Source organism: Moraxella tetraodonis, from assembly GCF_022359095.1.
GTDB classification, from domain to species: domain Bacteria; phylum Pseudomonadota; class Gammaproteobacteria; order Pseudomonadales; family Moraxellaceae; genus Faucicola; species Faucicola tetraodonis.
The window spans coordinates 1,103,013-1,129,218 of the sequence record NZ_JACSYB010000001.1; the positions used below are offsets into that span (position 1 = coordinate 1,103,013).

Sequence of the window (26,206 nt, forward strand, 5' to 3'; positions counted from 1 at the left end):
AACTAGGATAAAATAAAAACTGCCTTATTTGCTACTTAACGCTTCAAGCAGCTGTTTTAATTGCCCTAATTTACCATGAAAAAAGTGCCCTGTATCGTCAATGATGTGCGTTTGAATACCAAAGTTTTCCCCAAATTGTTGTAGCGAGCTTGGCGCAATCACTTCATCATTCGCACCATAAATCATAAAGGTTTGCGTGGTGGGCAGTAGCAAATCTGAGGTGTCGTTCTTTTCAATAGAAGGGGCAATCAAGGCCAAATCCGTGATGTCAAAATCATCGACTCCCAAAAATGCGCCTTGTTCATTGACAAGCTGAGCAAGCTTGGCGGCGATAAATCCGCCAAACGAAAATCCGCCAATCCATAGCTTACGCGCCTCGGTTTGGCTATGAATCCATTGAAGCACGGTTAAGGCGTCTTCGATTTCACCTGTCACATTGCCATACTCGCCCGTTGACTGACCCACACCGCGAAAATTAAAGCGTACCACGTGCATTTTTTGGTCACGGGCAAAACGATACATGGTGGTCACCACTTTATTCATCATCGTGCCTTCTTGTAATGGGTTTGGGTGACAAAGAATGGCAACACGCTCAACCGACGTGGCGTTTGGGTTAGCAACGCCCGTTGAGTCAGCTTGCCAAAGCGCGTCAACTTCAAGCTTACCACAAGGGGCATCTATTAATTGCGAATGGGTTAATTGTGAATGGGCAGGTGAGTGCATAATCGTCCTAATCTAAGCAAAAAACTTTAAAAAAACCACCCATCATGCTAACCAATTTCACCCAAAATAGCTAGTTTGAAAATCAACAAACCAACCAATTGTTGCGCGGATTTTATGATTTGTAAGACCACTTGCGGCGGCTCACTTTTTACCACACACTAATACAAGCCATCAACCAAATTTATTATTGAAATGGTGAATTTGACTGTATTATTGATAATTGATGACAAACTTAACACCGCTATTGAAAAGGGACAGCCTGCAGATCATGAAATCATCTCTCAAACCGTCTTTATTAAACATCACCCCATTAAAAATTACCACTATCGCGCTGGTTGCAGCAGTGAGCTTATCTGCTTGTCAAAGTACACCAACTAATTTACCCGTGCTACAGCGCGCGAACAACACCCTAGAAACCACTGGGTTAGGCAAAAGCAAAAATATCGCCAAAGTAAATGCGTTACATATCGCAACCGAGCAGTGCCGCGGAAAATCGCCCATCGTGTTGACCGATAGCTACCAGTATAATGGCGTGTTGGATGAAAACATGGGGCGCGCGGCTGACCAAGCTATAGGCATGATTGGCAGTGTGTTTGGTAGCAAAAAAACTCTTGCCCGCGATGATGATTACGAATATACCATCACCTTTAAATGCCCCTAATTGTCAAAGTCAAATCATCTATCAATAAAAAAAGGTTAGGAGTGTTCCTAACCTTTATTGTTTTGGTATCACTGACGATTTAACAAATGCTGATTAAGCTGTGCAATCACCGCTTTGTCGCCTAAATGATTGATACTGTCACGAATTTTTGGAATCGGCTCGGCAGCAATCGGCTGACTATCAAATAGCTTTAACAACCGCAGTTGTAATGCTGGCTCACCTTGCTCAATGACAATATCTACGAGGGTAGGCACATCAAAGGGCAAATCCGAAGTTGACTGTGCCATTGCCACCGCATGATAAGCGCCATGTGGGTCTTGGTCGGTTATGATACGGGTATTTACCGCTCTGTAAGCTTTTTCTGAGGTACCGCCTAAGACATTGATTTTGTGTAAACAGTTAAGCGCAGAATTGTTTTGTAATTGTGCAATCGCAATGATGTCTTCAGCCTGCTCCTGCAAATAGGCGCGTTTTTGTGCCAGTGCTTCTAATTGCTGCTCAGTGAGTGGCTCATCGCTTTCGGCTTTTTTTAAATTGGCATTAAATTGAATTTCTGACATGGCTATCCCCTTATTTATATGGTTATTAGATAAGGGTTTTTTTTATAAAATCAAATCCACCGGTTAAACGAGCGCATTTTAATGACAATCAAGCTATTTAATCATAATCCAATTATAATGAATCAAAATAACAAAAGGGCGTGCTATGTTAGTGTTAACAGTCAATGCTGACCACATCAGTGTAACGTTGCAAGATAACCTATGGGACATTGGGCTTACGCTAAAAGTAATTGCAGAGACATTGCACGCATTGCCACCCACTGAATTGGCATGGGAAACGGCGATTATGCGCATAGAAGATGCTATTTCACCGCTAAAACCCAGCTTGCCCAAAGATGAATTATTAAAGGTGATAGGGGCAGAGGATTTACGCTTACTCGCGTTTGAGCAAGATAACAATGGCGACTATATTCGCGCTGAGATGCTAGAAAAAGCTTTTGCAGTGCTAGCGGGCTATCGCTCACTGCGAGATTTGCCAGCTATGCCCAATGACCTAGCGTTTTATGCCAAGGTATTGCTACTACGAGAATGGGTGCACCATTTGGATTTTGATAAGCTTTATTTGGGTTAATTGTCATCAATAAAACAATCGCCAATAAAAAACGTCAATAAAAAAATCGCCAGTACACAACCAGCGATTTTTTTAAATAAGTAGTTTAAGGCTGTTTTGAATACTTACTAACCAGTATTTCTTAAGCCTTGGGCAATACCATTGATAGTTAAATGAACCAAGTTAAGTGCTGCGGTATAAGACGCTTCATTATCGCTAGTCGTTTCATCAGCAGTTGCTTCGCGAAGTTGTTTTAATAAGGCGACTTGCAACCAGTTCAAGGCATTCAAATACGGCAAGCGTAGCGCAAGTGAGCGTGCCAATGTACGGTTATCATCCAGTAGCGTTTCTTTATTGGTGAGTGTCAACAAGGCTTTAAGGCTGCGATGATATTCTGCAGTAATAAGTGCAAAAATAGCGTTGGCTTCAGTGGTATTGTTGGCAAGCTCAACATAGGCTTGGGCGATTTCGATATCGGTTTTCGCCATCACCTGTGCCATATTTGATAACATGGCTTGCATAAAGGCGCTGTGTTGGGCGTTGTGTTGCAGTTTTGCTAAGTTTTCTGGGTTATCTGCAATCAGTTTTTCGACTGCGGTGCCAAAGCCATACCACGCTGGCAGCATCAAGCGATTTTGCATCCAAGAAAATACCCAAGGAATCGCGCGCAAATCTTGAATACGCGCCAACGACTTGCGGCTAGCCGGACGTGAGCCAATATTTAAACTGGCAATTTCTTTGACCAAACTTGTCTGCAAGAAATAATCAATAAAATACGGCTGAGTGATAAGCGCGCGGTAGCAATTAAAGGCTTCATGCGATAATTGATTCATTAGATCGCTATCAGGGCTTTCGCTATGGCTTGGCAATAGGCTCGCTTTGAGCGTTGCAGCAATCAGCGTCTCAAGGTTGCGTTCCGCGTTGCCCGCATCGGCATATTTTGCGGTAATAACTTCCCCTTGCTCGGTAATACGGATTTGACCATCCACTGAGCCTTCGGGTTGTGCCAAAATCGCTTCAAATGACGGACCACCACCACGACCCACGCTACCGCCACGACCATGGAATAAACGCAGTTGAATGCCATATTTTTCTGCCATTTCGACTAGCTGAATTTCAGCTTGGTATAGCGACCATTGACTGGTGACATAACCGCCATCTTTGTTACTGTCTGAATAACCGAGCATAATCTCTTGCAGATTGTCACGACTAGCGAGCACCGATTTGTACCAAGGTTTATCCAATAACTCACTCATGATGCGGGTACTGTTTTGCAGCGCTTCAATGGTTTCAAACAAAGGTACAATATTGATACGGCTCACGGGTACGCCATCTTTGACCAATAATAGCCCTGATTCTTTCAATAACAACGCTAGTGCCAACAAATCACTTACTTGTTCTGCATTAGAGATAATACTTTGGGTAATCGCTTTGTCACCAAAGCGATTTTTGATATCGGCTGCGGCTTGAAAAATCTCTAACTCACGCTGGGTTTGTGGCTCATAAGTGATATAGGGGTTGTATAAAGGACGTGCAGTTGCCAATTCACGCAGCAGCACACGTTGACGCGCGGATTCAGACAAAGAAAGGTAATCTTCTAAATCGGCATGTTTGAACAAATCATGGACGGTTTCGGCATGAATCCCTGAAAACTGGCGCAAGTCCAATGGCATCAAATAAAACCCAAATACTTCCACCGCGCGGATGATATCGGTGAGTCGTTCATTAGCCAGTAACTCACTGCCATTATCCACCAATGACTGATAAACAACGTACAAATCATCTAAAAACTCGTCACAATCAGCATAGGGCTCACTAAGTCCAAAGCGACAACCGTAAGACAAATCAAACGTATGCGAGGTAGCGACTAAACGTGACGAGATAAACCCGATGGCGCGGCGATAAGGCTCTTCTTCTCTAGAGATATTATCTTCTTTGGATTGCTCGGAGAGTGCCAGTACCGCATCACTCACTTTGACATGGCGGATAGACAGCGGCAACTCTTGATATAGCTTGCCCAGTTGGTCACGATAAAAGTAAAACACCGTCGCTGCTTGGCGTTTGAACGCATAGCGAAGGGTATCGGCTGACACAAACGGATTGCCATCACGGTCGCCACCAATCCAACCACCAATATTAAGTAAGTTTGGCATGTCAGTGTCGGGGAAACGCTCTTTTAGCTGATAATCTAATTTGCGATACAAACTTGGCAAGGCTTCAAAAAAACTTAAATCAAAATAGGCAATGCCATTGTCGATTTCATCTTTGACCGTAATTTTAAAATGGCGGGTTTCATTGGTTTGCCACTGCGACAATAACGTGGCTTCTAGTTGCTCCTCGATACGATGACGTTGGTAGCCAATCGCGGTGTGGTATTGCTCAAGTAAGGCACGAATTTGACGGCGCAGTGATAAAATCGTTTGACGCTGCACTTCAGTCGGATGCGCGGTCAATACCGCACTGATAAAGGTATCATCAAGCTGTGCTTGTAACTCATCGCTGTCAATCCCTTGGGCTTTTAATTCATCAATCACATGGGCAAAACTACTTTTTGACGCAGATTCGTCTTGTTCGTGGGCAAGGCGGCGGCGCTCATGGTGCATGTCTTCGGCGATGTTAAACACTTGCGCAAATAAGCCACAAGCCCGAATGAGATTCTTGCGCTGTTGATGGTTGAGTGTTGGCAAAATGGCTTGAATAGTCTGTTGGGGGTCTTCGCCATTTAACAGTTTATTAATGGTTTGTTTGACCGGTTCTGAGGTTTGCTGCTCAACGACCGTTATCAGCACGCGGCTAAGTAACTGGGTGTCCGCTAGCAAAGGAGAGTCTTTATCATTATCGATAAGCTCAACAAGTGCCGTATTTGACGGATGCGAGTTTAAAGGGGTTAAGCTTAAAACGTGAGGCGGTGCAAGGCTGTTTTCATTTTCAGCTGGGTTGGCGTTGGTCTGGCTCATGACTTTTCCCTTATTTGCTTTAGTCTAAAAAGTGTAACAGGACAATTATGTTAGCACAAACTATTATCACCATAAGAAATACTAATCGTTAAAAATTCGAAATATAAATAGCGTTAAAATTATTTTGGCAAGGCTTGACGTCAGTTATTGTATTTGTTATATTCAAAAACGATACAAAACGTATCATTTGAGTTTATGTGGTGAATTCAAGGAGTGAATTCATGCAATGAGTACAATGACAGGCTTTGCCAAGCAATGAAATGTTTTGCCAACCTCTGAAAACCAAACCTACAATCGACTTTCACCATCCGTTAAGATTCTAGCTAAGGACAGCCAATGAATTTCTCTGACTTATACAATCAATCCATCAACGATAAACAAGCCTTCTGGGGCGAGCAAGCCAAACGAATCTATTGGCATCAACAACCTACCCAAATTTTAGACGATAGTAAGCTGCCCTTTGCCAAATGGTTTGTCGGTGGGGAAACCAATTTGTGTTACAACATGGTCGACCGCCATCTTGAAAACCGGGCAGAGCAAGATGCCTTTGTATGGGTGTCTACCGAAATCAATGCTGAAATGATTGATAATTACCCCAATATTCAGAAAGCTTTTAAGGCACTCGGCAACCCTGTTGAACTGTATACCGACTATGCCAAACGCCGTTTAACTTACAACGATTTATACAAAGAAGTAAACTATTTTGCCGATGTGCTAAAACGTCATGGCATCGACAAAGGCGACCGTGTTGTCATCTATATGCCGATGATTTTGGAAGCAGCGTATGCCATGCTGGCTTGTGTGCGTATCGGGGCGATTCACTCGGTGGTATTTGGCGGATTTGCCTCGCATAACCTTGCCGTACGCATGGATGATGCCGAAGCCAAAATGGTGATTACAGTCGATGCAGGGCTGCGTGGTGGCAAGCTCATTAATTATAAAAACTTGGTCAATAAAGCGGTGGAAGAAGCCAAAGTCAAACCCAATGTGTTGGTGATTGACCGTGGCATTATGCCATATACAGCTGAGCCGCAGGACATCGACTATGCCACTGAGCGGGCGATAAGTGCCGACAACAATGCCAAAGTCGATTGTGTTTGGCTAGAGTCCAATGCGCCATCGTATCTATTATATACCTCTGGCACGACAGGCACACCCAAAGGCGTACAGCGCGATACAGGCGGTCATGCGGTAGCCCTGGCCACCGCGATGGATTTTGTCTATAACGGTAAGGCTGGCGAGACGTTTTGGGCGATTTCGGATATCGGTTGGGCAGTGGGTCACTCATTTAGCATCTATGCCCCTTTACTGACAGGCATGACCAGTATCATATATGAAGGTTTGCCAACCACGCCAAACCCGGGGATTTGGTGGCGAATTGTTGAAGCCAATAAAGTCAATATTTTGTTAACTGCACCGACAGGCGTGCGGATGCTACGTAAACAAGACGAAATGTGGATGAGCCGTCACGATATCTCAAGCCTAAAATCATTCTTCTTGGCAGGTGAGCCACTCGATGAGCCAACGGCCGAGTGGCTAACAGGTCACATGGGCGTGCCAATCATTGACCACTATTGGCAAACTGAGTCGGGCTGGCCCATCCTAAGCCATGCCCCAAAATTTGCAGGCAATCCCGACCACAAGCCACACAAACAAGGCACACCCGGCTATCCGATGTTTGGATTTGACGCCAAAGTCATCAATGAAACCACAGGCGAACCCTGCCAAGCCAATGAAAAAGGCATGCTGGTGTTAGCCGCACCTTTACCACCCGGTTGTTTGGCCACCGTTTGGCGAAATGACGAGCGTTTTATCAATGGCTATTTTTCACTACTCGATGGCAAACAATACGCAACATCAGACTATGCGGTGATGGATGAATACGGCTACTACTATATTCTAGGGCGAACCGATGATGTCATCAATGTGGCAGGTCACCGTTTGGGTACCAAGGAAATCGAGGAGGCCATCGGTCATCACCCCGAAGTCGCCGAATCAGCGGTGGTTGGCATCCATGACGAGCTTAAAGGTGAGCTACCCATTGCCTTTTGTATTCTAAAAAATCATGACTTAGTAGCAGAAACCGAAAACCGTTTCCGCATTGAGCAGCAAATTGTGGGTGAAGTCGCAAGACAGATGGGCGCCCTTGCTAAACCTGCGGCTATTTATTTTCCCAAGGCTTTACCCAAAACCCGCTCAGGCAAAATCTTACGCCGCTCTATCAAGGCACTGGCGGAAGGCAAAGAAACAGGCGACATGAGTACGCTGGATGACCCAACCGCGATTGAGGCGGTCAGACAAGCGATGGCGGATTATTAATGGCAATCGATAAGTTATCCACCAATAAGTTGTCAGGGCTTAAAAATCAGGGGTGATTGTGATGGAAAATTATGCCTTACTGGCTTTTAAGCACGCGCCCACGCCGATAGTGGTATTAAGCTATCGGCGTATCAAAGCGCTCAACGATGCCTTTGCCAATTTGTTCGGTTATGCGCACGATGAGCTACTCAATCAATCGATGCAAAAATTGTTTCCCAGTGTCGAAGATTTTGAAAAAATTGGCAAAGAAGCATTAACAGGTTTGGGATTACAGACCAATATGCATTACTGCGATGAGCGCTTTATGCGTCACAAAACAGGGGATATATTTTGGGCAACCACCCACGGACGCACCTTAACCCCAGATGACCCCTTCAAATTGGCAATTTGGCATTTTGAAAAAAAACCGCAAGTACTGTCCGAATCGCAGCTCACTGCGCGTGAATCCCAAATTGCGCAATTTGTGGTCAATGGCTATACCTGTAAAGAGATTGGTAAGTCACTTGGTTTATCCCCCAGAACCATTGAAGTGCATAAAGCCAACTTAATGAAAAAACTGGGCGCTCGCAGCAAAGGTGAGCTAGCCTCAAAAATTATTGTCATTAACCCTATGGCAGCCGCCCAGCAAAACCACTCTAGCAGAACTACTCCAGAAAAACTACTTAAGTAATTAAGTATGATTGACAGTACCCCGCAACTCATTCACACTGTTTTGCAACGCGTTTAACGCTATCAAACGCTATACACCCAACACGGTAAATAACAAGGATTGTTACGATGACCACCCAAACTGTAAAACAACTCATCAACGGCGAATTTGTCGAATCAACCACTGGCGAGTGGATTGACCTGACCAACCCAGCTACCCAACAAGTGATTGCCAAAGTACCCCAAACTACGCCCGATGAAATCAACCAAGCCGTCGCAGCGGCTGCAGAGGCGTTTAAAACCTGGCGCAAAACCCCAATCAACACCCGCTCGCGTATCTTCTTAAAATACCAACAACTCATTCGTGACAACATGGACGAGCTTGCCGCCATGCTCACCGAAGAACAAGGCAAAACCCTAGCCGATGCTAAAGGCGATGTGTTCCGTGGTCTTGAAGTCGTCGAACACGCCTCAGGCATTGGCAACCTGCAACAAGGCGCGTTTATCGAAAACGTGGCGACTGGCGTGGATATGTATAATATCCAGCAACCACTTGGCGTTTGTGCGGGTATCACCCCGTTTAACTTCCCCGCCATGATTCCACTGTGGATGTTCCCAATGGCGATTGCCACCGGTAACACCTTCGTATTAAAACCATCAGAACAAAACCCGATGGTCACCATGCGATTGGTAGAGCTGGCGTTAGAGGCGGGAATTCCAAAAGGCGTATTAAACGTGGTGCATGGCGGCAAAGACACCGTTGATGCTATTTGTGACCACCCAGATATCAAAGCCATCTCATTTGTGGGTTCTACTGCAGTCGGCACACACGTCTATAACCGCGCCAGTCAAGCAGGTAAACGTGTCCAATGTATGATGGGGGCTAAAAACCACGCAGTCATCCTACCAGATGCCAACAAAGAACAATGTCTAAACCAACTAGCCGGTGCTGCATTTGGTGCGGCCGGTCAGCGCTGTATGGCGTTATCCGTGGTGATTCTAGTCGGGGAAGCCAAAAACTGGGTGGGTGACATCGTGGAACGTGCCAAAAAATTGGTGGTGGCAGCCGGTAAAGATGACAAAGACTTAGGGCCTGTGATTTCAAAAGCGGCTAAAGCGCGTGTTGAACGTCTAATCCAAGCGGGCGCTGATGAAGGCGCACAAGTCCTGCTCGATGGTCGTGGTATCAAGGTGGAAGGCTTTGAAAACGGTAATTTTGTCGGACCGACTATTTTAGATAACGTTACTACCGATATGACGTGCTATAAGGAAGAAATCTTTGGACCGGTGCTTGACATCATGTACGCCGATAGCCTAGATGAAGCGATTGCCATCATCAATGCCAATCCAAACGGTAATGGCACGGCTATCTTTACCCAATCAGGTGCGGCAGCGCATAAATTCCAACAAGACATTGATGTGGGTCAAGTCGGTATTAATTTACCCATTCCGGTGCCACTACCGATGTTCTCATTCACCGGTTCTCGCGCCAGTAAGTTAGGTGATTTAGGTCCTTATGGCAAACAAGCGGTACAGTTTTATACCCAAACCAAAACCGTCACCGCCCGTTGGTTTGATGATGAAGCCAGTAAAGGCGTTAATACTACAATTTCACTAAAATAATATAATTTTCAATGTCATAAAAGGCGTATCCATTACGCCTTCGTTTTCAAACAAATTTATAAGCAGGGTCATGATATGAATTTTTCTCTTACCGAAGACCAACAAGCCTTTGCCGATTTGGCTGCCCAATTTGCCGCTAAATCGCTAGCACCCAACGCTGCCGAATGGGATGCCACAGGCTATTTTCCCAAAGAGGTATTCAAAGCCGCCGGTGAACTGGGCTTTATGGGGCTTTACACCAACCCTGATTTTGGCGGACTGGGCTTGCCGCGCCTTGATGCGGCAATTATCTTTGAAAAACTGGCATATGGCGATACGTCAACTGCCGCATTCATGACCATTCATAACATGGTCGCTTGGATGATTGGCGAGTTTGCCAAACCCGAGATTGCCGAAAAATACTTGCCTGAATTATTAGCGGGCGAAAAATTGGGTAGCTACTGTTTGACAGAGCCCAATGCTGGCTCAGATGCGGGTTCATTAAAAACCAAAGCGGTCAAACAAGGCGACTATTACCACATTACTGGGCAAAAAATGTTTATCTCTGGGGCAGGGGCGACCGATGTGCTTATCGTGATGGCGCGCACCTCGGACAATGGGGCAAAAGGCGTGTCTGCCTTTATCGTTGATGCCAATAGCGATGGCATCAGCTACGGCAAAAATGAACATAAAATGGGCTGGAAAAACCAACCGACCGCCGCGGTGCATTTTACTGATGTCAAAGTTCCTGCCGAAAATCTACTCGGTGAAGAAGGACAGGGCTTTAGCTTTGCCATGAAAGGCTTGGATGGCGGGCGTATCAATATCGCTACGTGTGCGGTGGGTACGGCTCAAGCTGCCCTTGACCGTGCCGTGCAGTATGTACAGGAGCGTAGCCAGTTTGGCAAAACCCTTGACCAATTCCAAAATGTGCAGTTTAAACTTGCCGATATGCTCACCCATTTGGTATCGGCTCGGCAGATGGTGCGATTGGCGGCGTATCATTTGGATAGCAAATCGCCCGATGCCACGGCGTATTGTGCGATGGCAAAACGCCTTGCCACGGATTTGAGTTTTGATATCGCCAACCAAGCGCTACAGCTACACGGGGGCTACGGTTATCTACAAGAATATCCGCTAGAGCGTCATGTGCGCGATTTGCGCGTGCATCAAATCCTAGAAGGCACCAATGAAGTGATGCGGATGATTGTGTCTCGCAAAATGATGGAAGATGGGGCGTTGGCAAGATTGCAATAAATTTAAAGGCATTTTAAAAGGAATTTACCATGTCAAATTACACCAATTTAAAATTAACAATCGACAATCACGTTGCGGTTTTGACGCTCAATAATCCGCCTGCCCACACATGGACAAAAGAAAGTTTAGCCAGTTTAAAACAACTGGTAAATGATTTAAACGCCAACAAACAAGTTACCGCTTTGGTGGTGCATGGCGATGGCGAAAAGTTTTTTTCAGCAGGGGCGGACTTGAACAGCTTTGCCAGTGGTGACAAAGGTCAAGCCGCGGAGATGGCGATGGCATTTGGAGAAGCATTTGAAGCGTTATCGGATTTCCGTGGCGTGTCGATTGCCTGTATCAACGGCTATGCGATGGGTGGTGGTCTTGAGTGTGCATTGGCGTGCGATATCCGCATTGCCGAGAGCCATGCCCAAATGGCACTCCCTGAGCTATCTGTTGGCTTATTGCCATGTGCAGGCGGTACGCAAAACTTGCCGTGGCTGGTGGGCGAAGGATGGGCAAAGCGCATGATTTTATGCGGTGAGCGTATCAAGGCAGATAAGGCGCTGCAAATTGGTTTGGTGGAAGAAGTCGTGGAAAGTGGCAAAGGGTTAGAAACGGCTTTAGAATTGGCTCAAAAAGTGGCGAAGCAATCCCCCGATGCGATTGCGTCGAGTAAAACCTTGATTATGTCGGCACGTTATCAGCCACCAAGTTTTAACTGGATAAAGGAACGTGAGTTATTTATCAAATTATTTGATGGCGACAACCAACAAGAAGGCGTCAATGCGTTCCTTGAAAAACGCTCGCCAGAGTGGAAATAAACAAAAACTATTTATGAGTGAAATTCAACTATTCTTCATAACCGATATTACCAATTTAGTTTTTGCATATGAGCACCCATTAAATGAAGAATGGGAAAATAAACTACTAATAAAAAATCATTATACTTATATTAATGATAAATTACTTAGATATTTAGCCGATAGTTTAGAATGGGTTAATTTTAGTGTTGATGAGAAAGACGTAGTTTATCAAGGATTAGATTTTGAAGGTGTGAATACGCTTTATCCAAATCAAATTACTAGTTTTAAAAAGTTAATTTTGGCTTGGATTGCACTTTTTGAAAATGCAAACCAAACATTTGATTTAAACCGTTTTAACCAACCTCAAACTTTTGATAAATCCACTGTTTTAACGCAACTTTATCAATTAGTTGAGTTTTGTCAAATTGTTGAAAATAACCCAAATAAATGCTTAGTACATATCGGACTATAATAGGAAAATAAAAATGAGCGAGGAAAATCAACAACCTGTAATATTTGAAACGATAGCCACCCACTGTGGTCACCACATCGGCACGATGACATTGAACGACCCGAAAGCCCTAAACGCCCTAAGCGTCGATATGTGCAAACTGATGGCAAATCAGCTTGCAAAATGGGCAACCGATGACAGCATCGTCGCCATTTTGCTAAAGGGAAGTGGCGAAAAAGCCTTTTGTGCAGGGGGCAATATCCGCAAACTGTATGACAGTATGATTGACACTCCGCCCCAAGTGCCTATGCAGCAGCCCAATCCGTACGGGGTTGAATTCTTCGAAAACGAATACAGTCTATACCGGCAAATGCACTTTTACCCAAAACCGATTATCTTGTGGGGTAACGGTATTGTCATGGGCGGTGGTATGGGCTTGATGGCGATGTGTAGCCATCGTATCGTCACCGAAACCACCCGTTTTGCCATGCCAGAGATTACCATCGGCTTATACCCCGATGCCACAGGTTCGTGGTTTTTGGCGCGTATGCCTGCCAAAATTGGGCTGTTTTTGGGCTTGACAGGGGCGAACTGTAACGCCAACGATGCGATTTTCTCTAGCCTTGCTGAGTATGCGGTGGCAAGTAGCGAATATGACAAAGTGCTTGACACGCTAAAACAAGCCAATTGGCAAGCTGACAGCAATTTACACGATATCGCAAGCCAAGCCTTAGCCAAAATTCATCATACCGAGCATTTAGCAGACAGTCATTTGATGAAGCATTTTAATACCATCCAAGCGCTAGTAAACAAAGGCTCAGTGCATGATATAGATGCAGCCTTGCGCGATGACAACTTCACCAAAGTCAACGGCGAAGCGGATAAATGGCTCGCCAAAGCGGTCGAGACTTATCGGCACGGTTGCCCAGTCAGTGCAGCATTGACGGTTGAGATGTTTAAACATGCCAGCAAATTATCGCTTGAGCAAGTGCTATATATGGAGATGAATGCGTCGCTACATTGTGTTAATTACCCCGATTTTCGTGAGGGTGTACGCGCTTTATTGATTGATAAAGACAAATCGCCAAAATGGAGCAAAACCCTTGATGAATGCGATGCCCGCTATATCCAGTCGCATCTTGCGTCAGCTTTTCCCAATAGCGAACATCCCTTTGAGTCTTGGTTGGGTAGCGATTCGCTCTCAGCAAAATTAGCCAAACTTGCTGTATAAAGTTTAAAAACACCACAACATACAAGGAATGTATATGCCAAATAATCAACAAACAGCCATTAAAAAAATTGCCTTTATCGGACTTGGTAACATGGGCAAACCGATGGCAGAAAATCTCATCAAAAATGGCTTTGCCCTCAACGTATTTGACCTAAACACCGCCGTGCTAGACGACCTTGCCAAACAAGGGGCAAACGTGGCGACTTCACCTGTGGACGCAAGCAAAGAGGTGGATATGGTCATCACCATGTTACCTGCAGGTCAACATGTCAAAGAGGTGTATCTGGGTAAAGACGGTAATCAAGGCTTGCTCGATGTGGTGAGTAAAGATACCTTGCTGGTCGATAGTAGCACCATCGCAGCGAGTGATGCGCGTGAAGTTGCCGAAGCTGCGGCAGATAAAGGCATTCAGTTCATGGATGCGCCCGTATCAGGCGGTACCGCAGGGGCAGCAGCAGGGACACTCAGTTTTATTGTGGGCGGGCAAGCTGAGCAATTTGAGCAGGTCAAACCCGTGCTAGAAGCGATGGGAAAAAATATCTTTCACGCTGGTGAGGTCGGTGCAGGTCAAGTCGCCAAAATCTGTAATAACATGCTGCTTGGCGTGATTATGACAGGGACAGCCGAAGCCATGAATTTGGGCGCCAAAAACGGATTAGACCCAAAAGTCTTAGCCAGTATTTTGTCAGCGAGCACCGGTCGTAACTGGGCGCTAGAAGTGTGTAATCCGCATCCCGATGTTGGCGATGCCATGCCATCAAGCCGTGGTTATACAGGTGGATTTATGAGCAAACTCATGCTCAAAGATATGAACCTTGCCAAACAAACGGCCAATGACACTAAGGTGGTGACACCAATGGCAGACCAAGCCACGGCACTGTATAGCAAACATAGTGAGCAGCATGGCGATAAGGATTTCTCAAGCATTATGGCGCATTATGATGCGAACGTTCTGCAATAAGTTTTGGCATTCAGCAAAAAGCTAGGATTTTTTTCTGGCTTTTTTCTGGTCGTTAATTCAAAAGTTAACCCAAAAATAGGGTAGAATTAGCGTCAATTCCAATTTATCGCATTAGTGTTATTATGTCTAAGCCAACAGCACGCCCCAAAAAACCAAAAATTGTCTTTTTTGATATTGATGATACTTTGTACATCAAGCAGCAAGAAAGGGTACCGCAATCCGCGATTGAGGCGCTCAAACAATTAAAGCAGCAAGGCATTATGGTCGCTATCGCCACCGGTCGGGGTCGTGCTGTTTTTCCCAAAGCTGTGTATGAGCTCATTGAAACCGTAGGTATCGATGTGCTTGTCACCATCAACGGTCAATGCAGTCACCACCAAGGTGAATTGTTAGCGCATTATCCGATGACGCCTGCGCAAATTAAACTCATTACCGATTATGTTGAATCAAATAATTTATCCTATGCCTACATGACAGATACTGAAATCATTGCGTTAGCAGAAGATGATGCGCTGGCAGACGCTTTGAATTCGCTTAAAATAGCTTACCGTACTGCCCGTCATGATGACATTGATTTGTCGATACCTATTTATCAAGTCGTGGCATTTCATCCTGACAACACGCAGGTAAATTTTGAATTTCCCTCGACTTTAAAAGTCATGCGCTGGCATAAAAACGGTATCGATATTCTAGATGCGACAGGCTCGAAGGCCCGCGGCATTGCGCAGGCGCTCAATAAACTGGGGCTGGATTTTGAAGATGCGATGGCATTCGGCGATGGGGTGAATGATATCGAAATGTTACAGACAGTCGGCTTTGGCGTGGCGATGGGGAATGCTCATCCCGATGTGAAAGCGGCGGCTGACTATGTATGTCCAACTGCGTGGGAAGATGGCATCTATCAAGGCTTACAACATTTGGGTTTGTTGCCACATGGGTGAGGCAGCAAATGATTAAGCCGTGCCATGTATATACAATTCATGAGTAAAATCGCTTTAAGCGTTTTAACTTTACCTTGTCAAAAGTGTCAAGGATAACATTTAAGTCTCCCCAAAAAACGCATCACGAATATCATCGGCAGCTTTTTGCATATCAGGTACAAACCCAATCAAGTCATCGAGGGATTTGCGCGTTTTAGGTGCGGTTGTGTACAGTGAACCGATGTAACGACCTTGGGTGTCATTGATTGCGACAGCAATTGAGACCGCTTGGGCAATATATTCTTCATCAGAAATTGCATAGCGCTGCTTGGCTACCTGTTCAAGACTTTGATTGAGCGCATCCCTATCGGTAATCGTGGCAGGGGTGATAGCGGTTAATGATAAATTTTTTAGCAGCGTGACCCTATCGTCTTTTGTGAGCGTACTGAGGTAGATTTTACCAGCCGCCGTACACCAAATGGGTGCTTGCGAATCAGTGGGCATATACACTTGTAAGGCAGAAGGACAAGGTACGCGGTCGGTATATACCATGTTGACGTAATAAGGTACCGCCATGCCACAGGTTTCACCGATTTTATCCACCAGTCTTTGCAAAATCGCAAACCGCTGAATCGCCACTTGCTGGCTTTGCCAAAGATGAATCGCCATATGCCGCGTACGCGACGCAGGCACAATCGTACCATTGATATCGACCCGCACAAAGCCTTCTTCTTGCAGCTGCTGTATCAGTCGGTGCATGGTCGGTTTTGGAATATCCAAAATCTCAGACAAATCCAGCGGGGATAAAGGACGCTGTGCCGCAGACACGGCTTCGATGATTTTTAAAACACGGGTAATAGAAGAAACTCGAGCCATTATATTGTCTTTTTAAGTCTAGGGTCAGCACGTCGCCAGAAAAAATTGAAAAAAATATTTTGCAAAGTTGGCAGTGATTAAAGTGCAAGGTTTTTTGATTATACCAAAATTTTTTTAAACTTCACCTGCTATTTGCGGGTTCATCATGCATAACCTCAGTGTTGCAGACCCAATTTGCTTTCAAATTGAGCTTACGGGCAATATCCGCTAATATAGTCGGCATTTAACGCTTAACCAAGCCACATTTATCAATACCAAGACATATTTATCAATTTGGGGAAAACACATGCCGCGTTTTGTCAGTTTTAATATCAATGGATTGCGGGCGCGCCCACACCAGCTTGAAGCCATTCGCGATATTATCGCACCCGATGTCATCGGGCTACAGGAAACCAAAGTACATGATGACGCATTTCCGCTACACAGCGTGCAGCAATTGGGCTATCATGTCGAGTTTTTTGGGCAAAAATCTCACTATGGCGTGGCGTTATTATCGCGACAAAAACCTATTTTTGTACAAAAAGGCTTTCCAACCGACAGCGACGATGCGCAGCGACGGTTTATCCATGCGCGCTATGATTTTAATGGCAAATATATTGATGTGCTCAATGGCTATTTTCCGCAAGGTGAAAATCGCAAGCATGAAACCAAATTTCCGATGAAGCGCAAATTCTATGCCGATTTAACCGACTATATCTTGCAGCTTAAAGCAGAAAATCGCAGTATGATTTTGATGGGGGATATGAATATTGCGCCGCTTGATTTTGATATTGGTATTAGCGAGGATAGTGTCAAACGTTGGCTAAAAAATGGCACGTGCTCGTTTTTGCCAGAGGAGCGAGAATGGTACCAAGCCCTGCTTGCGACAGATTTGCATGATACTTATCGGGCGTTATATGCCGACGGTCAGCAACTTAGCTGGTTTGATTATCGCAGCAAGGGATTTGACGATGAGCCAAAGCGGGGGCTGCGGATTGACCATATCTTGATGACGCCTGATTTAGCAGATAAGCTCAACGGTGCAGGCGTTAGCTATGATTTGCGTGCCATGGAAAAACCCAGCGACCATGCCCCGATTTGGGCAGATTTTTTGGATTAATCAATTAAACAACAGTAAGGAGCGCTCTCATGCCAGTTGGCAATGTCGAACTTGTAAAATTAAACCCAGTGAAAGGGATAAAAATTGGCATCACCGAAGCCCACGTGCGCTATGCAGGGCGCAAAGACTTAACGGTTTTTGACATCATAGCGGGCGCAAATACCGCGGTTGTCACCACGCAAAACCAATTTTGTGCCGCACCTGTGCAGTTGCTGCGAGAATTTATCGCCAAAGACAGTCCGCGTTATTTGATTGTCAACACAGGCAACGCCAATGCTGCCACAGGTGAAGACGGTAAACAGCGTGCCAAAACAACTTGTGTGGCATTGGCAGAAAAAACCGGTGTCGCAGCCGAGCAAGTATTGCCTTATTCCACCGGGGTGATTGGGGAAACCCTGCCGGCGGATAAAATTATCGCGGGGTTAGATAGCGCCTTAGCCAATTTAACCGAAGATAATTGGCTTGGCGCCGCCCACAGTATCATGACTACCGATACCACCCCAAAAGGACATAGCGAAATCGTGGAAATTGATGGTACAACTTACACGGTGACAGGTATCTCAAAAGGCGCGGGCATGATTCGCCCCAATATGGCGACCATGCTTGGCTTTGTGGCAACCGATGCCAACATTGAGAAATCATTGCTACAAAATATCTTGACCGACACGGTGAATCAGTCATTTAACCGCATCACGGTGGATGGCGATACCTCGACCAATGACTGCTGTACGTTAATTGCCACAGGACAAGTTGGGGAGATGATTGACAGTGAAAATCACCCGCATTATCAAGCGATTTATGAGGCAATTAACAATGTGATGATTCGAATCGCTCAATTGATTGTACGCGATGGTGAAGGGGCAACCAAATTTATCACGGTCAAAGTGACAGGCGGTGAAACCTCTGAAGAATGTGCCAAAATCGCGTATGAAGTCGCGCATTCACCGCTGGTAAAAACCGCATTTTTTGCCAGTGACCCAAATTGGGGGCGTATTTTGGCAGCGGTAGGCAAAGCGGGCGTGATGCTCGACCAGTCAAAAGTGGCGGTATCACTCGATGAGGTGCGTATCTGCGAGCGCGGCGGCTTGGCACAAGACTATACCGAGGCGCGTGGTAGCGAGGTGATGAAGCGTCCTGAAATTACCATTCACATTGAATTGGGTCGCGGACAGGCGAGTGATACCGTCTATACCTGTGATTTATCATACGAGTATGTCAAAATCAATGCTGATTATCGTTCTTAAAGTCAATCTTAAAGTCAATTAAAGGTAACGAATGAAAAAACTAACCACCCTGCTTTTTTTGCTGACCACCGCTGTTATCTTACAAGGGTGTGTGCATAAAGTTGTCACTGTCCCTGTCAAAGTTGCCTATAAAACCACCAAAGGGGTGGTCAAAGGCACGGTAGCCGTCGCTAAAGCGGTAATACCAGGCGATAGTGAGGACAAAAAAGACTAAACACAGGCTGTCTAGTGATGTATGTCACACTCATTCACTGATGGCATTGATGGCAATTATTTATGGCAATCATGCGTAGCGTCTTTGCCGTAACATTTCATACAGACACAGTGACCCTGCTATCGCCACGTTTAGGCTTTCTTGACCATTGGGCTGCGGTAGCGCAATCGGAGCAGATTGACTAAGTAACCTCTCATCCACGCCTTGTCCTTCATGCCCCATAATTAAGGCTAACGGTTGTCTCAAATCGGTCTGATAAATAATATGATCGGTATGTGAGCTCGTGGCAAACATCGGCACTTGGACCTTCATCAATACCTCATCTACGCTGATGCCTTCAAAAATGGTTAAACTAAAATTTGCCCCCATGCCCGCTCGCAAGGTTTTGGGCGACCACGCCGATGCTGTGCCCGTGGTACAGATAATGGTTTTAATTCCCACAGCGGATGCGGTGCGAAATAGTGTACCCAAATTGCCATTGTCCTGCACACCATTGATGATTAAGCAATCGCTGGTGATGGGCGGATTAAAGTCTAAATGTGGCATATCAATCATCGCCATGATGGGCAGGCTCTCGCCCAGAGTGCGAATCTCTTTATACAGATTATCGCTAACCGTTAACGTTTTTACCTGGTTAAGCCGACCGAGCAGGGCGTTGATTTCGTCATTGTGCAAACCACTTTCGCTGACAATCACGGTTTCGGGCGTGAGACTAGCATTGAGATAGCTTTCTAGCAAATGCGTGCCTTCGATCACGGTTTTGCCCAGTTTCTTACGCTGGCGCGACCCAGTGAGTAGCGCATGGGCAGTTTTGATGGTTGGGTTGTCTTTTGAAGTGATAAGCATTATTTGACTTCTTCATGCAGCTTTTTAACATACTCCACTTCGTTTTTTGCCCCCAGTACCACAGGCACCCGCTGGTGGATACTGGTCGGCTCGATATCCAAAATACGGTTGGTGGCATCGGTACTCAAACCTCCTGCTTGCTCAATCAGCAAGCTCATCGGATTGGCTTCATACATCAGACGCAGTTTACCCGGTTTATCAGGGTGTTTGGTGTCAAATGGATAACTAAAAATCCCCCCACGGCACAAAATACGGTGAATATCGCCCACCATCGCCGCCACCCAGCGCATATTAAAGTCTTTACCGCGCACGCCAGTTTTTCCCGCCGTAAACTCGTCAATATAACGCTGCATGGGTGGCAACCAATAGCGATAGTTGGAGGCATTAATCGCATACTCCTTGGTATCTGCGCTGATTTGCACTTGGTCTTTGATTTGCACAAACGCTTTGGTGTCTGGGTCAAGACTAAACATGGCGACACCCTTGCCAAGCGTGATTGACATCACAGTGGAGGTGCCATACAAAATATAACCCGATGCCAACTGCGCCGTCCCTTTTTGCAAAAAGTCCTCATCCGTCGCAGGGTGACCTTGGTTGTTGTAGGGTAAAATCGAGAAAATTGTACCGACTGCCATATTAATATCAATATTAGATGAGCCATCAAGCGGGTCAAACAGTACCAATACATCGCCATGTTGATTGGCAGGGGTGGCGTTATCTAATTCTTCAGAAGCCACGCCCGCGCAATGCGGATTGCTGCTCAAAGCGTCTAGCAACAAATCATTGGCAATGACATCGAGTTTTTTTTGCTCTTCGCCCTGCACATTTTGGTTACCCGCTTCGCCCAAAATATCCGCGAGCGCGCCGCGTTTGAGCAAGTCGCTGATTTGAATGCCGACTTTGGTAATGGTGGTAATGATATCGGCAACGGCAGGTTGGGCGTTTTGCGCGGCAAGATAAGTTTCAAGATTTGACATAAGTAGACCTTATTATAGGAATTTACACAGCATGAATTAAAAAAAATATAGACAATTTGCCGCAAATTGTAGCACTTTTTGACCCGTCGTATCAGCGATAATCGCAAAATATTGGCGTATTTATTCCAGCCGATTTACGGTAAAATAGGCAAAATTTATACAAATAACAACAAATCTAGGTGGCTGATGAATATTTTAAACACCCAAACCTTATCTAACGAAGCACTGCAGAGCAAGCTTGATCAGGCGATGGCAAAGCCAGAGCTGACCGCAGCAGGTGATTTGCGGCATTTTATCGGCGTAGAAGGATTATCCAAAGCCCAGCTGATGGCCATCATCGAAAAAGCCAATGGTTACTTAACTGATAATGCCGGTCGCCCCAACAGCATCCGTAACAGTGATGAGCTTGAAGGCTGTACGGTGATGAATTTGTTCTTTGAAAATTCTACCCGTACTCGAACTACCTTTGATGTGGCTGCCAAACGTCTTGGCGCCAGTGTCATCAGTATCGATATTGCCAAATCCAGCACCCAAAAAGGCGAAAGCTTACGAGATACGCTGTGGAATCTTGAAGCCATGACAGCGGATATTTTTGTGGTGCGTCATTCATCGAGTGGCGCCGCACATTTTATGGCAACCGAAGTCACCCCAAATATTGCCATTATCAACGGTGGTGACGGCTGGCACGCGCATCCGACCCAAGCGATGCTCGATATGCTCACGATTTATCGTGAAGCGCCAAGACCGTTTGAGGAATTAACGGTAGCGATTATCGGCGATATCAAGCATAGCCGCGTTGCCCGTTCGGACATTGCAGCGCTCAAAACCTTGGGGGTTAAAGAAATTCGCGTCGTGGCGCCCAAGACATTATTACCAAAAGGCATTGAGCGGTATGGTGTCAGTGTCTATAACGATTTAGACTCGGCAGTGGTTGACTGTGATGTCATCATTGGTCTACGTATTCAAAATGAGCGTATTGGCTCGCCGCTGTTGCCATCGACATCCGAATATTTTAAAGCGTATGGCATTACCACCGAACGCCTTGCCCTTGCCAAACCTGACGCGCTTGTCATGCACCCAGGACCGATGAATCGCGGCGTTGAAATCTCATCAGCTGTTGCCGATGGTGAGCAATCGGTGATTTTAAAACAAGTCAATAACGGCATTGCGGTACGTATGGCGGTGTTGGCACTGGCTATGCAAGGGCAACGTGCCGCACGCAGCGCATCTTAAATTTAGCGAAAAAAATGACAAAGTAGGCAAAACCAAAGTAGGCAAAACCATGACGCTTCAAAATCTTTTACCTGCCAACTGGCAATTTGATACCACGCAGCTTAACCCTATCGACAGCCATGGCAAATGGCTATTACCGCCGCTGGTGGATTTATGTGCGCGTTTGCGTGAACCTGGGCACCAGTCGCATGGCACACTAAAATCAGAAGGCGCCGCGGCTCGAAAAAACGGTTTTTTGCATGTCGTTATACCACCTGATACCAATCCCGTGCTTGAAAACGGCTCATTACTGGCAGGCTTGCGAGAGCGGGCTTATCAAGATGGCGGCATCTATCTGCATATATTGGGGGCGATGACCGCAGGTCTTGAAGGTGAAAAACCCGCCAATATGCTTGGGCTGAAGCAAGGTGGCATCATTGGGGTCAGCAATGCTCGCCGCAAATTCGCCAATGATGACGTACTACTGCAAGCACTGGATTATGCGGCGACTTATGACATCAAAGTATTTTTTTACCCTGATGAACCCAGTTTATCCAAAAACGGTGTCGCCCATGATGGCTACATCGCATCTTATCACGGCTTGGCAGGTATTCCTTGGATTGCTGAAACAGTGGCATTATCCAAGCAACTGTTGATTGTCGAAGAAACAGGCGTATCGGCACATTTTGGTCAGCTGACCACCAAATCATCGATTGATTTGATTCGCTGGGCGAAACAAAGGGGCTTGCCCGTGACCTGTGATGTGGCGATGCACCAGTTACATTTAACCGATGATGCCTTGATTGGTTTTAATGCTTTGGCGTATGTATTGCCGCCCCTGCGTTCCAATACGGATAAAAAAGCGCTGCAAGAGGGCTTGCAAGATGGCACGATTGATGCGATTTGTAGCCACCATGAGCCATTGGCAAAAACCGCTAAACAAGCGCCATTTGCGGAGTGCAAACCCGGTATTAGCAACTTTGATACTTTTATGGGGCTAGCCTGTCAATTGGTTAAAGAGTGTATTTTGACCCCAGAGCAGCTAGTAGAAAAAATCGCACTCAACCCTGCAAAAATCGCTGGCATTGAAGCTAGCTATCATCAAACGGGCGGGGCGGTGTTGGTTGACCCCAGTCTGACTTGGACGGTGACAAAAGAATCGATGATATCGCAAGGCAAAAATACGCCATTTATCAATAGCGAGCTGACAGGGAAAGTCGAGCAAGTCTATTTTTAGGCTTGTTTGAAGCTTGTTTTAAGATTGGATACGGTAATGAATCATGCCAAAGGCGTTTAAGCAGATAGCCCGGCCAGTCCCTAATAGCCATCATGCCAAGAACGCCATCATCATGGTCGCTATCTATGAGCTGGTAAAAGGATTGGTAGCGCTAGGGGTAGCGGCTATTATCTTTGTAGGGCATGATAAATTGCAATGGATTGCGCGGGTGGTTTCACAGGCGCTGCATCGTATCATGAGTATGGCACTGCACCACCAAATAGAAGCACTTAATCACTATGCTTGGGTCGCTAACCAAAATTGGCAAAAAGCCTTTTGGATAGTCGTGGGCTATGCGCTGCTGCGTTTTGTGGAAGCCTATGGTCTTTATCGAGATAAGATATGGGCGTATTGGTATAGTGTTTTGGGCTACGGCGTGTTTTTACCGCTTGAGGTTTATGAGTTATTTAGCCATCGGTTTAATTGGCTTAACTTTTTGATACTGCTAGTGAATATCGTCATTGTTGTGGTGGTTTATCGCAATATGCGCGCCAAAGGGTTATTGGGTAAAAAGATGACACAGGCTTAAGCTATCGATAAAAAAAGCGAGTAAAAAAGGGCAGAATCTGCCCTTTTTTACTCGCCAAACTAGCTGTCTGGTTTAGCTATCTGGTTTATCTTTTTCGGTAATGATACGCGGGGATTTTTTGCTCGCATTGGCTGCAATTTTTGATTTGATGAAATTGAAAGGATTGTACGGGCTATCGAGTACACTAGCCGGGACAATCTGACGAATTTTAGCCATTACCGCTGTATTATCACCTTTTGGTTTGTCATCATCCGCTAGGACTTTTGATTGGACTGTTTGGGTGGTGGTAATTTCATTGCTAAAACTCGTGTCATCTAGGTTACTGATGTCCCAACGCATATTGTCAAAATTATTGGCATTCAAATAATTATCAATCGCAAATTTATGCTCGTCTGTGGCATTGCCACTTTGTGTGGATGAGGGCGTCGCTTTGTTTTCGCTATGACTATCGTATTCACTGTTACTTTCTTCAAGCGTCTTTAGCGGATGTTTATCATCTAACCCCTTATCATTTGACAAGTGTTTTTGGTTATCATGACCTTGCTTAGCAACTGATGATTCATGTGATAATTCATCCGATAACTCATCGTTATTTAAGGCATTAAAATCACGCGGTTGACTCGATAAGCTACCTTGACCTTTAAAATCAAGCGTGCCATCAAAGCCAGTCGCTTGCTCGGCGTCAGTTTCTTTGATACGTTTATCTTCATTGACCACGTCACTGACTTGACCGCCTGATAGACCTGAACCTTCACGTTGACCGGCTAGTTTGTTGCCTTTACCTTTGTCTTTTTTTCCTGTATCTGGCTCGATGTCTTCGGCATTTGGGGTCTGACGCGGTGCGATACTATCAAAAATACTTGCCATCGATATATCAAAATTATATTTGAGCATGGCTTCACCACGGGCTAAGGTATTAATCCACTGCACAGTCCAAGGCGCGTTATTTTTAAGTTTTCGCAAATCCTTTTCATGCGGCAAAGGATAAGGCATATTTTGATAAAAATCCCAAAAACTATAATCATCGAGCGAGCGTTTAAGCACATATTCATCTTTGTCACTGGTGGTGATGAGATTGTTATCTTGTAAAAAGCTAATATAAGTGTACCAATTTGGCATCTCTTGGCGACCTAGCACATCACGCAGACCAGCTTCGGTGACGACATTGCCTTTTTTATGCTCACGGTATAACACGTTTAACATATCCATCAAGCTAAACAAGGCATGACGTGGGAAGATTTCTTTGGTCTCAAAAATGGTCAAACAATAGCTGATTTGCACCCCAAGCAGAATGATATTCCAAGAAATATAAATCCAAAGTAAGAATAACGGCAAAATTGCAAATGCCCCATACACCGCTTTATAACTGGTAAAGTTATCGACAATTACGCCAAAGGTGAGTTTTAAGATTTCAAAGATAATCCCAACCACAACACCGGCAACCAACGCATGTTTAAAACGTACTTGGCAGCGCGGGATAAACCAATACATGGCCACCAGACCCATCAGCATAACTGCAATGGAGCCGATTTGTACCCAAATCGCCCAGTCAATCCCATAACCACCAATCTTTTGATTTAAAAAACTCAAACTTTGAACGGTACTCGAGACAATCATCGCTAACGCAAGCACAATAGGCAACAGGGTAATAATCACCCAATAACGCACAAGATTGAGCCAGCTGGTCTCTTTTTTTTCAACGCGCCAAATTTGGTTAAACGCGGTTTCAATCGTCATTAAAGTGGAAATGGTGGTAAAAAATAAGATACCCACACCGATGATGGTTAAGTTCGATGAATTACTGGTAAATTGGTTGAGATACTTGGTGACCTGTAATCCGGTACTGGGCAAAATATTGCTAAATATTAAGTTTTGAATCTGCTCACGCGCTTCTGCTAACTGCGGAATGGTGGAGAGAATCACCACCAACAAGGTTAAAATCGGCACAATAGACAGCAGCGTGGTATAAGTCAATAATGCAGCTTTTTGGCTACAATTATCATCGATAAAATTTTTGATAAGATACATCAAAAACTGTACCCATTTATGTTGAAAAATGGATAATTTTTTTAGTTTGGCAATGAGTTCATTCATAGTAGTTCTTATTGATAAAAAATTTCAAAGTTTGACCATCAAATCGGCGAAAAAGGCAGTGATTGTATGGCAGTATGGTATCATATTCAAAAAAATTGTTTATTGAATTACTGTGAACAGTTTTGGTGTTTTGCAATTGGCAATCTGGCTAGTAGATTGCCTTGACCCTGCCATCAAAATTCATTCATCAAAATTTATTCACCCAAACTAG

Annotated in this window: 24 protein-coding genes; 17 read left to right on the plus strand and 7 right to left on the minus strand. The window is 45.2% G+C overall.

Annotation, left to right across the window (positions count from 1 at the left end; all coding sequences use genetic code 11):
- Positions 1–24 precede the first annotated feature (24 nt).
- Positions 25–723, minus strand: coding sequence for an alpha/beta hydrolase (locus tag H9W84_RS04950; protein ID WP_239742065.1), 699 nt, complete (start codon positions 721–723; stop codon positions 25–27).
- Positions 724–991: 268 nt separating this feature from the next.
- On the opposite strand from H9W84_RS04950, the gene H9W84_RS04955 reads away from it, so the two are divergent.
- The gene (locus H9W84_RS04955) at positions 992–1,384 is read left to right on the plus strand and encodes a hypothetical protein (RefSeq protein WP_239742068.1); all 393 of its coding nucleotides are present in this window, start codon (positions 992–994) and stop codon (positions 1,382–1,384) included.
- 68 nt (positions 1,385–1,452) lie between these two features.
- Here the strand turns inward: H9W84_RS04955 and H9W84_RS04960 are convergent, their stop codons facing one another.
- Positions 1,453–1,944, minus strand: a complete 492-nt coding sequence (locus tag H9W84_RS04960; protein ID WP_239742070.1) for a hypothetical protein — start codon at positions 1,942–1,944, stop codon at positions 1,453–1,455.
- 145 nt (positions 1,945–2,089) lie between these two features.
- On the opposite strand from H9W84_RS04960, the gene H9W84_RS04965 reads away from it, so the two are divergent.
- On the plus strand, positions 2,090–2,515 hold the full coding sequence (locus H9W84_RS04965) for a hypothetical protein (RefSeq protein ID WP_239742072.1): 426 nt from the start codon (positions 2,090–2,092) through the stop codon (positions 2,513–2,515).
- 107 nt (positions 2,516–2,622) lie between these two features.
- Here H9W84_RS04965 and ppc read toward each other — a convergent pair whose 3' ends face one another.
- Complete coding sequence (gene ppc, locus H9W84_RS04970) at positions 2,623–5,451, minus strand: phosphoenolpyruvate carboxylase (RefSeq protein WP_239742074.1); 2,829 nt, start codon at positions 5,449–5,451, stop codon at positions 2,623–2,625.
- A gap of 336 nt (positions 5,452–5,787) precedes the next feature.
- Here ppc and H9W84_RS04975 point away from each other — a divergent pair, with 336 nt between their 5' ends.
- The 9 genes from H9W84_RS04975 to H9W84_RS05015 all read left to right on the plus strand — a co-directional run bounded on the left by H9W84_RS04975 (position 5,788) and on the right by H9W84_RS05015 (position 15,649).
- The gene (locus H9W84_RS04975; protein WP_239742075.1) at positions 5,788–7,770 is read left to right on the plus strand and encodes a propionate--CoA ligase; all 1,983 of its coding nucleotides are present in this window, start codon (positions 5,788–5,790) and stop codon (positions 7,768–7,770) included.
- A 61-nt stretch (positions 7,771–7,831) separates the two neighbouring features.
- Positions 7,832–8,440 (plus strand): LuxR family transcriptional regulator, encoded by a 609-nt coding sequence (locus H9W84_RS04980; protein ID WP_239742078.1) that lies wholly within the window; start codon positions 7,832–7,834, stop codon positions 8,438–8,440.
- Positions 8,441–8,529: 89 nt separating this feature from the next.
- Complete coding sequence (locus tag H9W84_RS04985; protein ID WP_420846666.1) at positions 8,530–10,041, plus strand: CoA-acylating methylmalonate-semialdehyde dehydrogenase; 1,512 nt, start codon at positions 8,530–8,532, stop codon at positions 10,039–10,041.
- Positions 10,042–10,116: 75 nt separating this feature from the next.
- Entirely contained in the window at positions 10,117–11,277 is a 1,161-nt protein-coding gene (locus H9W84_RS04990; protein WP_239742082.1) for an acyl-CoA dehydrogenase family protein, read from the plus strand.
- 29 nt (positions 11,278–11,306) lie between these two features.
- Entirely contained in the window at positions 11,307–12,083 is a 777-nt protein-coding gene (locus H9W84_RS04995; protein WP_239742084.1) for an enoyl-CoA hydratase, read from the plus strand.
- Positions 12,084–12,096: 13 nt separating this feature from the next.
- Positions 12,097–12,537 (plus strand): hypothetical protein, encoded by a 441-nt coding sequence (locus tag H9W84_RS05000; protein ID WP_239742086.1) that lies wholly within the window; start codon positions 12,097–12,099, stop codon positions 12,535–12,537.
- Between the two features lie 13 nt (positions 12,538–12,550).
- Positions 12,551–13,747, plus strand: a complete 1,197-nt coding sequence (locus tag H9W84_RS05005) for an enoyl-CoA hydratase/isomerase family protein (RefSeq protein WP_239742088.1) — start codon at positions 12,551–12,553, stop codon at positions 13,745–13,747.
- A 34-nt stretch (positions 13,748–13,781) separates the two neighbouring features.
- Positions 13,782–14,708 (plus strand): 3-hydroxyisobutyrate dehydrogenase, encoded by a 927-nt coding sequence (gene mmsB / locus H9W84_RS05010; protein WP_076775962.1) that lies wholly within the window; start codon positions 13,782–13,784, stop codon positions 14,706–14,708.
- Between the two features lie 122 nt (positions 14,709–14,830).
- Positions 14,831–15,649 carry a Cof-type HAD-IIB family hydrolase gene (locus tag H9W84_RS05015; protein WP_239742090.1) on the plus strand — a complete coding sequence of 273 codons (819 nt, stop codon included), beginning with the start codon at positions 14,831–14,833 and terminating at the stop codon, positions 15,647–15,649.
- Positions 15,650–15,748: 99 nt separating this feature from the next.
- Here the strand turns inward: H9W84_RS05015 and H9W84_RS05020 are convergent, their stop codons facing one another.
- Positions 15,749–16,504, minus strand: coding sequence for an IclR family transcriptional regulator (locus H9W84_RS05020; RefSeq protein WP_060995118.1), 756 nt, complete (start codon positions 16,502–16,504; stop codon positions 15,749–15,751).
- 286 nt (positions 16,505–16,790) lie between these two features.
- Here H9W84_RS05020 and xthA point away from each other — a divergent pair, with 286 nt between their 5' ends.
- From xthA to H9W84_RS05035, 3 genes are read left to right on the plus strand one after another with little or no spacing between them, the layout of a single operon-like run.
- A complete protein-coding gene (xthA, locus tag H9W84_RS05025) occupies positions 16,791–17,603 on the plus strand; it encodes an exodeoxyribonuclease III (RefSeq protein WP_239742092.1) in 813 nt (270 codons plus the stop codon).
- 29 nt (positions 17,604–17,632) lie between these two features.
- The gene (gene argJ / locus H9W84_RS05030) at positions 17,633–18,847 is read left to right on the plus strand and encodes a bifunctional glutamate N-acetyltransferase/amino-acid acetyltransferase ArgJ (RefSeq protein ID WP_239742094.1); all 1,215 of its coding nucleotides are present in this window, start codon (positions 17,633–17,635) and stop codon (positions 18,845–18,847) included.
- Between the two features lie 31 nt (positions 18,848–18,878).
- Positions 18,879–19,061: an NF038104 family lipoprotein gene (locus H9W84_RS05035; RefSeq protein ID WP_099833854.1), complete on the plus strand. Its 183-nt coding sequence runs from the start codon at positions 18,879–18,881 to the stop codon at positions 19,059–19,061.
- A 69-nt stretch (positions 19,062–19,130) separates the two neighbouring features.
- On the opposite strand, the gene H9W84_RS05040 is transcribed toward H9W84_RS05035, so the two are convergent.
- Positions 19,131–19,907: a TrmH family RNA methyltransferase gene (locus H9W84_RS05040; protein ID WP_239742096.1), complete on the minus strand. Its 777-nt coding sequence runs from the start codon at positions 19,905–19,907 to the stop codon at positions 19,131–19,133.
- On the minus strand, positions 19,907–20,884 hold the full coding sequence (locus tag H9W84_RS05045; RefSeq protein WP_239742097.1) for a class 1 fructose-bisphosphatase: 978 nt from the start codon (positions 20,882–20,884) through the stop codon (positions 19,907–19,909). The genes H9W84_RS05040 and H9W84_RS05045 overlap by 1 nt, the downstream gene beginning before the upstream one ends.
- A 249-nt stretch (positions 20,885–21,133) precedes the next feature.
- Between H9W84_RS05045 and H9W84_RS05050 the strand changes: the two genes are divergently transcribed.
- From H9W84_RS05050 to H9W84_RS05060, 3 genes are read left to right on the plus strand one after another with little or no spacing between them, the layout of a single operon-like run.
- Entirely contained in the window at positions 21,134–22,117 is a 984-nt protein-coding gene (locus H9W84_RS05050) for an aspartate carbamoyltransferase catalytic subunit (RefSeq protein WP_409455528.1), read from the plus strand.
- 49 nt (positions 22,118–22,166) lie between these two features.
- Complete coding sequence (locus H9W84_RS05055) at positions 22,167–23,333, plus strand: dihydroorotase (RefSeq protein WP_239742101.1); 1,167 nt, start codon at positions 22,167–22,169, stop codon at positions 23,331–23,333.
- Between the two features lie 43 nt (positions 23,334–23,376).
- Complete coding sequence (locus H9W84_RS05060) at positions 23,377–23,901, plus strand: DUF2127 domain-containing protein (RefSeq protein WP_239742102.1); 525 nt, start codon at positions 23,377–23,379, stop codon at positions 23,899–23,901.
- A 72-nt stretch (positions 23,902–23,973) separates the two neighbouring features.
- Here H9W84_RS05060 and H9W84_RS05065 read toward each other — a convergent pair whose 3' ends face one another.
- A complete protein-coding gene (locus tag H9W84_RS05065; RefSeq protein WP_239742104.1) occupies positions 23,974–25,995 on the minus strand; it encodes a YihY/virulence factor BrkB family protein in 2,022 nt (673 codons plus the stop codon).
- Positions 25,996–26,206 lie beyond the last annotated feature (211 nt).